The 11,881-nt window shown below is 75.0% G+C and carries 12 protein-coding genes; 5 read left to right on the forward strand and 7 right to left on the reverse strand.

Features of this window, described 5'->3' with window-relative positions; genetic code table 11:
- Positions 1–13: 13 nt before the first annotated feature.
- Complete coding sequence (locus AB0O11_RS16340; protein ID WP_363386558.1) at positions 14–274, forward strand: hypothetical protein; 261 nt, start codon at positions 14–16, stop codon at positions 272–274.
- Between the two features lie 96 nt (positions 275–370).
- Here AB0O11_RS16340 and AB0O11_RS16345 read toward each other — a convergent pair whose 3' ends face one another.
- Both AB0O11_RS16345 and AB0O11_RS16350 read right to left on the reverse strand, forming a co-directional pair.
- Positions 371–1,195 carry an isocitrate lyase/phosphoenolpyruvate mutase family protein gene (locus tag AB0O11_RS16345; protein WP_363386560.1) on the reverse strand — a complete coding sequence of 275 codons (825 nt, stop codon included), beginning with the start codon at positions 1,193–1,195 and terminating at the stop codon, positions 371–373.
- Positions 1,192–1,671, reverse strand: a complete 480-nt coding sequence (locus AB0O11_RS16350) for a carboxymuconolactone decarboxylase family protein (RefSeq protein ID WP_363386562.1) — start codon at positions 1,669–1,671, stop codon at positions 1,192–1,194. Before AB0O11_RS16350 ends, AB0O11_RS16345 begins: the two co-directional genes overlap by 4 nt.
- Positions 1,672–1,812: 141 nt before the next feature.
- On the opposite strand from AB0O11_RS16350, the gene AB0O11_RS16355 reads away from it, so the two are divergent.
- The 3 genes from AB0O11_RS16355 to AB0O11_RS16365 all read left to right on the forward strand — a co-directional run bounded on the left by AB0O11_RS16355 (position 1,813) and on the right by AB0O11_RS16365 (position 3,917).
- Positions 1,813–2,595, forward strand: a complete 783-nt coding sequence (locus AB0O11_RS16355) for an NRDE family protein (protein WP_363386564.1) — start codon at positions 1,813–1,815, stop codon at positions 2,593–2,595.
- A 90-nt stretch (positions 2,596–2,685) separates the two neighbouring features.
- Entirely contained in the window at positions 2,686–2,901 is a 216-nt protein-coding gene (locus AB0O11_RS16360; protein WP_363386566.1) for a hypothetical protein, read from the forward strand.
- Positions 2,902–2,999: 98 nt separating this feature from the next.
- Positions 3,000–3,917 carry an undecaprenyl-diphosphate phosphatase gene (locus AB0O11_RS16365; protein ID WP_363386568.1) on the forward strand — a complete coding sequence of 306 codons (918 nt, stop codon included), beginning with the start codon at positions 3,000–3,002 and terminating at the stop codon, positions 3,915–3,917.
- Here AB0O11_RS16365 and AB0O11_RS16370 read toward each other — a convergent pair.
- Complete coding sequence (locus AB0O11_RS16370; protein WP_363386570.1) at positions 3,902–4,612, reverse strand: alpha/beta fold hydrolase; 711 nt, start codon at positions 4,610–4,612, stop codon at positions 3,902–3,904. The two genes, AB0O11_RS16365 and AB0O11_RS16370, sit on opposite strands and share 16 nt — an antisense overlap.
- A gap of 172 nt (positions 4,613–4,784) precedes the next feature.
- Between AB0O11_RS16370 and AB0O11_RS16375 the strand changes: the two genes are divergently transcribed.
- Positions 4,785–6,218, forward strand: a complete 1,434-nt coding sequence (locus tag AB0O11_RS16375; protein ID WP_363386572.1) for a PLP-dependent aminotransferase family protein — start codon at positions 4,785–4,787, stop codon at positions 6,216–6,218.
- Between the two features lie 139 nt (positions 6,219–6,357).
- On the opposite strand, the gene AB0O11_RS16380 is transcribed toward AB0O11_RS16375, so the two are convergent.
- The 4 genes from AB0O11_RS16380 to AB0O11_RS16395 all read right to left on the reverse strand — a co-directional run bounded on the left by AB0O11_RS16380 (position 6,358) and on the right by AB0O11_RS16395 (position 11,793).
- A complete protein-coding gene (locus tag AB0O11_RS16380; protein ID WP_363386574.1) occupies positions 6,358–6,546 on the reverse strand; it encodes a DUF6126 family protein in 189 nt (62 codons plus the stop codon).
- A 32-nt stretch (positions 6,547–6,578) separates the two neighbouring features.
- Complete coding sequence (locus AB0O11_RS16385) at positions 6,579–7,214, reverse strand: XRE family transcriptional regulator (protein WP_224284785.1); 636 nt, start codon at positions 7,212–7,214, stop codon at positions 6,579–6,581.
- A 74-nt stretch (positions 7,215–7,288) separates the two neighbouring features.
- Positions 7,289–9,022 carry a pyruvate dehydrogenase gene (locus tag AB0O11_RS16390; protein ID WP_363386576.1) on the reverse strand — a complete coding sequence of 578 codons (1,734 nt, stop codon included), beginning with the start codon at positions 9,020–9,022 and terminating at the stop codon, positions 7,289–7,291.
- Positions 9,023–9,387: 365 nt separating this feature from the next.
- Positions 9,388–11,793, reverse strand: coding sequence for a glycosyl hydrolase family 65 protein (locus AB0O11_RS16395; protein ID WP_363386578.1), 2,406 nt, complete (start codon positions 11,791–11,793; stop codon positions 9,388–9,390).
- Between the last annotated feature and the right edge of the window lie 88 nt (positions 11,794–11,881).

The following is an 11,881-nucleotide window of genomic DNA, read 5'->3' on the forward strand; positions in this document are numbered from 1 at the left end:
CGTTCGGCAGGGCATGAAGAAACTCGCCACCCTGGCCGCCCTCACCATGGCGGGCCTCGCCCTCGCCGCCCCGGCGGCCTCCGCCACCACCCAGACCGCCTCCTCGCCGGACGTCACCGGCGGGCTCACCGACGGGCTCGAACTCTCCCCCGCCGACCTCGCCCTGAGGACCGTGGGCAAGCTCCCGGTGGTCGGCAAGGCCGCCGACGAGGTCGAGGCGATCGGGACCAACCAGATGAGCCGCCCGGGGCTCAGCGGGCAGATCCTGAACTGACATCACCGGGCCGCGAACGGCCCGTGGGCGGCCGGCCGACCCCCGAACGGTCGGCCGTCCCACGGCGCTCGACCCCCGGCACCCGGCCCGCGGCGGTCAGCCCGCGGACAGCCGGTTGAGCTCCGGGTAGCTCAGCCCCTCGGCGAGCGCGGTGAACGTGCCGCGCCCGTACACCTCCTCGGCGGCCCGGCGGACCGCCGCGTACGCCACCTCGGCCAGGCCTGGGCCCAGGCTGATCCGGGCCACGCCGAGCTCCGCCAGCTCGGCGACCGCCGGGGAGCCGGGGCCGGCCAGCACGTTCAGCGGCGCCGGGACGGCCGCGACCAGGGCGGCGATGGTCTCCGGGTCGGACACCCCGGGGACGAACACCCCGTCCGCCCCCGCCGCGACGTACGCCCGCAACCGGCGGACCGCGTCGTCGAACCGGCCCTCCGGAGCGCCGATCCCGTGCAGGTAGACGTCGGTGCGCGCGTTGACGAAGAGCGGCACGCCGGCCGCGTCCGCCGCGGCCCGGGCGGCCGCGATCCGCTCGGCGGCCTCCTCCGCCGGCCGGCCCTCGTCCTCCAGGTTCACCCCGACGGCGCCGGTGGCGAGCAGCGCGGCGACGGTCTCGCCGACCCCGGCGGCGGTGTCCGCGTAGCCGCCCTCCAGGTCCGCGGTGACCGGCAGGTCGACCGCTCGGACCACCTGGGCGGTCCGGGCCAGCACCTGCTCGCGGTCGGCGCCGCCGCCGTCCGCACTGCCGAGCGACCAGGAGACGCTCGCGCTGGCCGTCGCCACCGCCCGCGCCCCCGCGCCGGCCACCAGCCGGGCGCTCGGCACGTCCCAGGCGTTCGCCAGCACCAGCGGCTCGCCCGGGCGGTGCAGCTCCCGCAGCAGCCGGGCCTTCTCCCGCAGGACGGTCCGCTCGACGGCGCTCACTTGGCCGCCGGGCTCATGCGGGTGGAAATGCTGAGCCGGTTCCAGACGTTGATGGTGGCGATCAGTGCGATCAGCTGGGCCAGCTCGGTCTCGTCGAACTGTGCGGCGGCCTCCGCGTAGACGGCGTCCGGCACATGGCCCTGGGTCACCAGGGTGATCGACTCGGTGAGGGCCAGGGCGGCGCGCTCGCGGGCGGTGAACCACGGGGTATCGCGCCAGGCCGGGAGGGAGAGCAGGCGGTGGTCCTGCTCGCCGACCTTGTTGGCGTCGGTGGAGTGCATGTCGATGCAGAAGGCGCAGCCGTTGATCATCGAGGCGTGCACCTTGACCAGATGGGCGAGCCGCGGGTCGAGGCCCTGCCGGGAGGCCCGGTCCACGGCGATCATCGCCTGGTAGTAGTCGGGGGCCAGCTTGAACATCTGCAGGCGCTGCTCGGGGGCGGGCACCGGGGCCCCGGTCGTCTCGTTCGTCGTCATGAACGCCAGCCTAGGAGCGCGGTGACCTACCGGCCTGGTGCGTTCGGCCATCCGTTCCTTGGGCCACTTCCGGGGCGCGAACGGCCGTGCGAGGATCGCAGGCAGGAGGCCGACGGCAGGACGAGGTCAGGGGGTACGGCCGTGTGCACGGCGTTCGTCAGCATCGAGCCGGGAGCGGCCGTCCCGGTGCTGCTGCTGTCCGTCCGGGACGAGTACCTGGGCCGCGCCTGGCTGCCGCCGGACCACCACTGGCCGGACCGGCCCGAACTGCTCGGCGGACTGGACCTCACGGCCGGCGGCACCTGGCTGGCCGTCGACCCCGGCCGGCGCACCGCCGCCTGCCTGCTGAACGGCTTCGGCCCGCTCGCCCCCGCCGACGCCCGGCTCACCCGCGGCCGGCTGCCGCTCACCGCCGTCCGGGAGGGCGGGATCGGCCACCTCGACCTCACCCCGTACGACCCGTTCCACCTCGTCCTGGTCCGGGCCGACGGCGCCCGGGTGTTCAGCTGGGGCGCCGGACGGCTGGAGGAGCGCGAACTGCCGTCCGGCCTGAGCGTGGTGCTCAACGACGGGCTGGAGGGCCTGGCGGCCGGCCGCACCACCTCCGAGCGGATCCGCGCGCTGATGGCCGCGAGGGCCGCCCACTTCCGGGCCCGCTTCGCCGACGAGCCCCGGCCCGAGCCGACCGCCGAGGGGGCGGCCACGGCGGCCTGGGGCGGATGGCTGCCGATCGTCGCCGGGGACGGGCTGGCGCCGGACGCGGACGCCGCACTGATCCAGCGGCGGGACTTCGGCGACGGGCGGATCTGGGGCTCCTCGTCGGTCTCGCTGCTCGCGCTCGGGCCGGAGCTGCTGCGCTACGACTTCGCGACGGCGCCGGTGGCCGCGGACGGTCCCGGCTGGCGGCGGGTGGCGGCGGGCTGACCGGCACCGCCCCGGCGGCGGAAAGGGACTTGAACCTGACGCTGCGGGAGGCGGCATCGTGGCGCGGGTCGAACCCGAAGGAGAGCCGCTGTGACACGCCCGGACCCCCCGCACCGCCCCCGCCGTCTGCTCGCCGTGCTGACCGTCGCCCTGCCGCTGGTGGGCACGCCGGCCGCGGTGACCGCCGTCGTACTGCTCTGCGACGCGGCGCACCGGGCCGTCCCGTCCGCCACCGTCCTGGCCGCCGTGGCAGCGGCGTTGATCGGGCACCTCGGCCCCGGTGTCCCGCAGCCGTACGGTCGGTGAACTTCTGACGGCGGGGTTGGCGAACGTCTACATGCCCGTAGTAGCTTCGCGAGGGCGCCGGACCCGGCCGGCCACCGACCCCCGAGCGAAGGTGCGCGATGTCGACCCTGACCTACCCGGAAGCGATAGGCGTCGGCCTGCTCCAGGGCGTGACGGAACTCTTCCCGGTCTCCAGCCTCGGCCACAGCATCCTGCTGCCCGCCCTGGTCGGCGGAAGGATCCAGCACGACCTCGACATGACCGCCGAGGGCTCCTCGTACCTCGCCGCCCTGGTCGCCCTGCACCTGGCCACCGCGCTCGCGCTGGTGGTCTACTTCCGCAAGGACTGGGTCCGGGTCATCGACGGGCTGCTCGGCTCGATCCGGCACCGCCGGGTGGAGACCCGCAACGAGAAGCTCGCCTGGCTGCTCATCCTCTCCACCATCCCGGTCGGCGTGGCCGGCCTCGCACTGGAGAAGGCCCTGCGCAACGCACTCGGCAAGCCCGTCCCGGCCGCGGTGTTCCTCGCCCTCAACGGACTCGTGCTGCTCGGCGCCGAGCGGCTCAAGCGCGGCGGCACCGGCCGCCGCCGGGCCGGACACGCCGCCCCCGCCGACGAGCCGGGCGTGGACCCGGCGGTCGCCTCCGACCACCGGCTGACCCGGCTGGGCTACGGGCAGGGCGCCTGGATCGGCGCCGCACAGATCCTCGCCCTGTTCCCGGGCATCAGCCGCTCCGGCGTCACCATGAGCGCCGGCATCCTGCGCGGACTGCACCACGAGGACGCCGCCCGGTTCTCCTTCCTGCTCGCCACCCCGGTCATCCTGGCCGCCTCGGTACTGAAGGTGCCCGAGCTGTTCAAGCCGGAGAACTCCGGCGTGCTCGGCCCGGTCCTCGCCGGCAGCCTCGCCGCCTTCGTGGCCGGCTACGTCTCGGTGCGGTTCCTCACCAAGTACTTCGAGACCCGCAGCCTGACGCCGTTCGCGCTCTACTGCTTCCTGGCCGGCGCCGGCAGCGCGGTCTACCTCTCGCTCTGACCCGTCGGAGCCGCCTCGACCAGGACCCGCGCGAGCTCGGCCGGCCGGGAGAACATCGGCCAGTGCCCGGTGTCCAGCTCCACCAGCCGCCAGTGGCCGTCCGCGACCAGTTCGGCGGCCACCGGCGGCGGCTCCGGCCAGTCCAGCAGACACTTCACGTACACCGCCGGGAGCGCACTCAACGGGCCCTCCAGGAAAGCGGGTTCGGTCAGCGAGGGGCCCGGGTGCGCAGTCGCCCCCGCGGCGATCCGGGTGATCTGCTCGACCGTCAGCCCCTGTTCGGCGAACTCGGCCGGCGGCAGCGGCGGCCACCAGCCCCCGTGCGCGGCGAGGTCCGCCCGCAGCGCGGCCGGCTCCGGCATCTGGTCGGCGAAGGACTCCCCCGCCACCGGCACGTTGGCGTCCACCAGGACCAGCCCGGCCAGCCGGTCGCCGATCCGTTCGGCGGCCTGGCCCACCGGGATGCCCGAGTAGCTGTGCCCGACCAGCACCACCTCGCGCAGGTCCAGCCGCTCCACGCCGGCGACGACGTCCGCCACGTGCGCCTGCTGCCCGGCGGGCGTGCCGCGCTTCTCCGCGAGTCCGGAGAGCGTCAACGGGTACGCCCCGTGCCCGGCCGCTCGCAGCTCCGCCGCGACCTCGTCCCACGCCCAGGCACCGAGCCAGGCCCCCGCCACCAGTACAAAGTTCGCCATGGGCAGCACCGTAGCGCGTCGGGCACTCGGGCGGCCCGGGCGGCGACGGGGAACAACACGTGGAGGAACCGTGGTGGATGCACCGGGCGGGCCGGCCTCCGGCCGACGGGGGAGCAGCGGTCGTCACGGGCGGTCCACGGGGCGCCACACCCGGCCGCGCCAGAATGGGGCCGTGAGCACCTCCTGGACCACCTTCGGCGGCGACCTGCACCTCGACCTCACCGAGCGGCGGGCCGCCGGTGCCGGGCTGCGGGCCGCCCTGGAGGACGCGCTGCGCGAAGCCGTCCAGGACGGGCGGCTCGCCCCCGGCACCCGCCTGCCGTCCTCCCGGGCGCTCGGCGAGGACCTCGGCATCGCCCGCAACACCGTGGTCGAGGCGTACGGCCAGCTCACCGCGGAGGGCTGGCTCAGCTCCCGGCAGGGCTCCGGCACCACCGTCGCCCGGCGGGCAGTGCCGGAGCCGGTCCAGGGCCGGCGGCCGGCCGCCCGGACGGCGCCGCGGCGGCAGACGGCCCGGTACGACCTGATGTCCGGACGGCCCGACGTCTCGCTCTTCCCCCGCACCGCCTGGCTCGCCGCCGCCCGCCGCGCCCTCGCCACCGCGCCGCACGAGGCCCTCGACTACGGCAGCCCGTTCGGCCGGATCGAACTGCGGCAGGCGCTCACCCACTACCTGGCCCGGGTCCGCGGCGTCCGCACCGACCCCGACCACCTGCTCGTCTGCACCGGCGTCACCCAGGGCCTCGGCATGCTCTGCGCCGCCCTGCGGGAACGCGGCGCCCGCACACTGGCGGTCGAGGAGTACGGGCTGCCGCCGCAGCACGCGGTCGCCCGGGCCGCCGGGCTCACCACCGCCCCGGTGCCGCTGGACGCGGACGGCGCCGTGGTCGACCGGCTCGGCACCCGGGCCGACGCCGTCCTGCTCACCCCGGCCCACCAGTTCCCCACCGGCGCCGCGCTGTCCGCCGACCGGCGGGCGGGAGCGGTGCGGTGGGCGCGGGAGCACGACCGGTACGTCATCGAGGACGACTACGACGGCGAGTTCCGCTACGACCGGCAGCCGCTCGGCGCGATGCAGGCGCTGGACCCGGAACGGGTGGTGTACGCCGGAACGGCCGCCAAGAGCCTCGCACCGGGCCTGCGACTGGCCTGGCTGGCCCTGCCGGACGCGCTGGTCGAACCGGTCGCCCGGCTGAAGGTGCTGGCCGACACGATGTCCCCGGTGCTGGACCAGCTGACGCTGGCGGAGCTGATCACCTCCGGCACGTACGACCGCCACGTGCGGCGCTGCCGGCTGCACTACCGGCGCCGCCGCGACCACCTGGTCGCGGCGCTCGCCGAACACGCCCCGCACGTCCGGGTCACCGGCATCGCGGCCGGCCTGCACGCCGTCCTCCAGCTGCCGCCCGGTTCCACCCCCGAACCCGAACTCCTCGCCCGCGCCCAGCGGGCCGGCCTCTCCCTCAACGGCCTCGACTGGCACCGCGCCGCGCCGTCCCCCACCGGCACCGCCCCGCCCGCCCTGGTCATCGGCTACGCCACCCCGCCGGAGCACGCCTTCCCGGCGGCGGTGCAGGCCCTCTGCGAACTGCTGCGCAGGGCGTGACGGACGGGCAGGGAACGGGCGGACCTCCGGGGCGCCGGAGTCGCCGGAGGCGGCGCTCCGGCGGAGGGGGTGCCGGTTCGGGGAGCGGTCCGCCCGCCCCCCTCGGGGGCGGGGGCGGGCGGCCGGTCGGGGGTGTGGACTACTTGTTGCGGCTGCCGAGTTCGAACAGGAGGATGATGAATCCGGCGAAGGCGTGGCAGCCGACGGTGTAGATCACCAGGCGGTGGTAGACGCGCTTGTTGGCCCACTTGCCGGCGTCGATGGTCTTCGGACCGGCGGCGGTGTCGGCCGCGGCGGCCGGGGTGACGGTGGTGGTGGGATCGGCCATGGTGATCTCCTCCGGGGTGTTCTGACGGCAGGTCAGTGAACGGCGGCGGGGCCGCCGCCGAGGCAGAGTTCGCCGCCGGGGCTCTGCAGCAGGGTGTGGACGAAGAGCAGTTCGACGTCGCCGTCCGACTCCGCGGCGATGCAGTGCGGGGTGAGCGAGTCGTAGTGGGCGGAGTCGCCCACCGCGAGGTGGTGGACGCGGTCTCCGAGGGTGACCCGGAGCGCGCCCTTCAGGACGTACAGCCACTCCTCGCCCGGGTGGACCCGGACCACCGCGTCCTGCACGCCCGGCGGGACGTGCACCCGCAGGGCCTGCATGGCGCGGCCGGGGGCGCCGGCCCGGCGGTAGCCCCAGCCACCGGCCCGGCCGGGCTCGATGGCGCCGCCGCGGACGACCGGGTCCGGCTCGGCCAGGGTCTCGCCGAGCAGGCCGGAGACCGAGGTCCCGTACGCGCGGGCGAGGCCGAGCAGGACGGGCAGCGAGGGCTGCCGGCGGCCGGTCTCCAGCCGGGACAGATAAGCTGGGGAGAGCCCGACCCGCCCGGCGGCCACCTCCAGCGTGAGACGGCTGCTGAGCCGGTGCTCACGGAGACGGGCGGCGAGGCCGGCGACCTCCTGGTCGTCGAGCTGTTCGCCTGTGGCGGCGGCACCGGTGGAGCTGCTGGTCATGTGTCCAGTGGACACCCGACGTGCCGCACAGGCAAGGATTTTGCCTCAGAGGCAAATGACCGGAGAACCCGCGCTCACGGCCGCGGAATGTTCCGCAGATTGCTCCGCGCCAGGTCGATCATGTGCCCGACTCCGCCCGCGAGCACCGTCCTGCTCGCCGCCAGCGCGAAGCCCTTCAGCTGGGCGGCGGTGATGCGCGGCGGGATGGACAGCGCGTTGGGGTCGGTGACCACGTCCACCAGCGCCGGGCCCGGCTGTTCCAGCGCCTCCGCCAGCACCTCCCGGACCCGGGCCGGCTCGGTCACCCGCTTGGCCTGGATGCCCATCGCCCGGGCGATCCCGGCGTAGTCCACGTCCCCGTTGTCGATCTCGGACTCCGGGTAGCCGGAGACCAGCATCTCCAGCTTGATCATGCCGAGCGCGCCGTTGTTGAAGACCACCGTCTTCACCGGCAGCCGGTGCTTGGCCACCGTGAGCAGCTCGCCGAGCAGCATGCCGATCCCGCCGTCGCCCGCCATCGCGACCACCTGCCGCCCCGGGCAGGCGAGCTGGGCGCCGATCGCGTGCGGGAGGGCGTTGGCCATCGAGCCGTGCAGGAAGGAGCCGATCACCCGGCGACGGCCGTTGGGCTGGAGGTAGCGGGCGGCCCAGACGTTGTTCATGCCGGTGTCCACGGTGAACACCGCGTTCTCGGCGGCCACCTCGTCCAGCACCGAGGCGACGTACTCGGGGTGGATCGGCAGGTGCTTCTCGATGTCCCGGGTGTACGCGCCGATCACGTCCTCCAGCGCCCGGCAGTGCTTGCGCAGCATCCCGTCCAGGAAGGCCCGGTCGGACTTGGCGTCCAGCAGCGGCAGCACGGCCCGCAGGGTGGCGGCCACGTCGCCGTGGACGGCCAGGTCGAGGGCGGTGCGGCGGCCGAGCCGGGTGGCGTCGTGGTCGACCTGGACGGTGTGCGTCTGCGGCAGGAAGGAGTCGTACGGGAAGTCGGTGCCGAGCAGCAGCACCAGGTCGGCGGAGTGCAGCGCCTCGTGACACGCGCCGTAGCCGAGCAGTCCGCTCATGCCCACGTCGTACGGGTTGTCGAACTGGATCCACTCCTTGCCGCGCAGGGAGTGGCCGATCGGCGCGTTCAGGGCCTGCGCGGCCGCCAGCACCTCGGGGTGCGCCCCGCGCACCCCGGCGCCGCAGAACAGGACCACCTTGCGGGCCGCGTTGAGCAGCCGGGCCAGCTCCTGCACCTGGGACCAGGGCGGCGCGGCGACGGCCTGCTCGGTGAGGAAGTGGCTGGTGCCGGTGGGTGCGGCGGCGGGGAGCGCGGCGACGTCCCCGGGGAAGGCGAGCACCGAGACGCCGTGCGAACCGAGCGCGTGCTGGATGGCGACCCGCAACAGGCGGGGCAGCTGGGCGGGGGTGGAGAGCATCTCGCACCAGTTGCTGCAGTCGGTGAACACCCGCTCGGGGTGGGTCTCCTGGAAGAAGCCGGTGCCGATCTGCCCGGACGGGATGTGCGAGGCGAGCGCGAGCACCGGCAGGCCGCTGCGCTGGGCGTCGTAGAGGCCCTGGATGAGGTGGGTGTTGCCGGGGCCGCAGGAGCCGGCGCAGACCGCGAGCCGCCCGGAGATCTCGGCCTCGGCAGCGGCCGCGAAGGCGCCGGCCTCCTCGTTGCGCACGTGCACCCAGCTGATGCCGTCGGCCCGGCGGATCGCGTCCACGACGGGGTTGAGGCTGTCGCCGACGACGCCGTAGACCCGCTCCACCCCGGCCTGCCGGAGCACCTCCACCATCTGTTCGGCCACGCTCGCCACGGCTGCACTCCTTCGGTTGCCACGGGACACCTGCACCCTCCGTCGGCGGGGTGGCGGGCGCAGCCGGGGTGGGCCGCACGGGTGAAGGGCAGGGCGCGGGGCGGGACCGGGCCGGGGACGGCGGGACGGCGGGAGGGCGGGCGGGCGGGGTGGCGGGGTGGCGGGGTGGCGCGGGGCCCCGGGGGGGGGGGGGCCCCCCCCCCCCCGGGGGGGGCCCCCCCCCCCGCCCCGCCGAACGAGCGCCGAGACCCCACCAGCCCGGCCGCGGGGGGGGGGGGGGGGGGGGGGGGGGGGGGGGGGGGGGGGGGGGGGGGGGGGGGGGGGCGCGCCCCCGGGGGGGGGGGCGCGCGCCTGCCGCCGTGGGCCTACTCCGCCGCCAGGTGGTCCTGCTGGCCGAGCTTGCCCGCCGCGAGGCCGGCCTGGGGCTGGCGGCGGGCGGGTTCGCGGCCCGGGGGCTGGGCGACCCGCTCCTGGGCGGGCGGGGCCGTGGTCGGCACGGTGACCGGGGAGCCGGACTCGACCCGGACCTCCTCGCCGTCGTGCAGCACGACGAGGACCTCGCCGCGGCGCAGCGTGTACGTCGTCCGCTCGTGGGTGATCTCGACGCCGAGCAGGTACCCGCGCACCAGTAGCGAGAAGCTCAGCCGCATCAGCCCGGACGGCAGCCGGGGCCGGAACGAGAGCGTCCCGGTGTGGTCGCGCAGCCCGCCGAAGCCGGCCACCAGGGCGATGCAGGCCCCGGCGAGCGAGGCCATGTGCAGGCCGTCGCGGGTGTTGCCGCCGAGGTCGTGCAGGTCCATCAGCGCCGCCTCCGCCGTGTAGTCGTAGGCGAGGTCGAGCTGGCCGACCTCGGCGGCGATGACCGCCTGGGTGCAGGCGGAGAGCGAGGAGTCCCGTACGGTCAGCCGCTCGTAGTAGGCGAAGTTGCGGGCCTTCTGCTCGTCGGTGAAGGCGTCGCCGCGGACCTGCATGGCGAGCACCAGGTCGGCCTGCTTGACCACCTGCTTGCGGTAGAGGTCGAAGTACGGGTAGTGCAGCAGCAGCGGGTACTTCTCCGGCGGGGTGCGCTCGAAGTCCCAGACCTGGTGGTGGGTGAAGCCGTCGGCCTGCGGGTGGATGCCGCGGTCCTCGTCGTACGGGATGTACATCGCGGCGGCCGCGTCGCGCCAGGCGGCGGTCTCCTCGGTGTCCACGCCGAGCAGCGCGGCCTCGTGCGGGTGGCGGACGGCGGCCTCGGCAGCCGCGAGCAGGTTGCTCTGCGCCATCAGGTTGGTGAAGACGTTGTTGTCCGCGACGGCACTGTACTCGTCGGGGCCGGTGACGCCCTCGATGCGGAACTTCCCGGCCACGTCGTGGTGGCCGAGCGAGCGCCACATCCGGGCGGTCTCGACGAGCAGTTCGAGCCCGTACTCGCGCTCGAACTCCCCGTCCCCGGTGGCCCGGACGTAGCGGGCGACGGCGGCGGCGATGTCGGCGCTGATGTGGAAGGCGGCGGTGCCGGCCGGCCAGTACCCGGAGCACTCCTCACCGCGGATCGTCCGCCACGGGAACACCGCGCCGGACAGGCCGAGTTGGACCGCCCGCTCGCGGGCCAGCGGCAGGGTGGTGTGCCGCCAGCGCAGGGCCTGGTTGACGGCGGAGGGCAGGCAGTAGGTGAGCACCGGCAGGACGAAGGTCTCGGTGTCCCAGAAGCTGTGCCCGTCGTAGCCGGGCCCGGTCAGCCCCTTGGCGGGGATGGCCCGTTCCTCGCTGCGGACGCCGGCCTGCAGGACGTGGAAGACCGCGAACCGGACGGCCTGCTGGAGTTCGACGTCGCCCTCGATCTCGATGTCGCTGGTCTCCCAGAACTCCTGGAGGAAGTCGGCCTGTTCGGCGACCAGCCCGTCCCAGCCGGTGTACCGGGCGGCGGTCAGCGCGGCCTCCACCTGGTCCCGGACGGCGGGCAGCGAGCGGGTGCCGGACCATCCGTAGGCCATGAACTTGGCCAGCCGCAGCCGCTGTCCGGCCTTGAGCACGGTGGTGACGCTGATCCGGCACTGGTCGGCCTCGGACTCGGCGACGGTGTCGGACTTCTCCGGGCCCTCGATGACGTGGTCCATCCCGGCCGCGACCCGGATGCCGCTGTAGCGGGTGCGGTGCACCAGGACGGCCTTGGTGCCGCTGGCGTGGTGCGCCTCGGGGTGCAGCGGCGCCTCCAGCACGGCGGCGGCCCGCGGGTCGCCCTCGGGGCCGCCGGGCAGCTGCTCGTTGGCGACCAGCTCGGACTGGACCACGATCCGCACCGGGCCGTCCACCGCCTCGACGCTGTACTCGACGGCGGCGACGGCGCGCTGGGTGAGCGAGACCAGCCGGGAGGAGCGCACCCTGATCGTCCGTCCGGCCGGAGAGGTCCACTCGGCCTCCCGGTGCAGCACGCCCTCGCGGAAGTCCAACCAGCGCTTGTGGCTGAGGAGTTCGCCGTAGCGCAGGTCGAAGGGCTCGTCGTCCACCAGCAGTCGGATGATTTTGCCGTTGGTCACGTTGATGACGCTCTGGCTCGACTCCGGGTAGCCGTAGCCGCCCTCGCCGTACGGCAGCGGGCGCAGCTCGAAGACGCCGTTGAGGTAGGTGCCGGGCAGGCCGTGCGGCTCCCCCTCGTCCAGGTTGGCGCGCAGGCCGATGTGCCCGTTGGAGAGCGCGAAGACGGATTCGGCGCGGGCCATCGAGGTCAGGTCCAGGCCCTGTTCGGTGATCTGCCAGGGGTCGATCGCGAAGTTGTCCGCGGGACTCATGTGCCCACCACTCCCCCGGCCTCCGGCCGGGAGTACCCCCACCGCCCGGCAGGGGCGTTCGCCCACGCGCACCTCTTGACGATTCTCT

Origin of the sequence: Kitasatospora sp. NPDC093102, assembly GCF_040683915.1 — a bacterium.
Taxonomy (GTDB): Bacteria; Actinomycetota; Actinomycetes; order Streptomycetales; family Streptomycetaceae; genus Kitasatospora.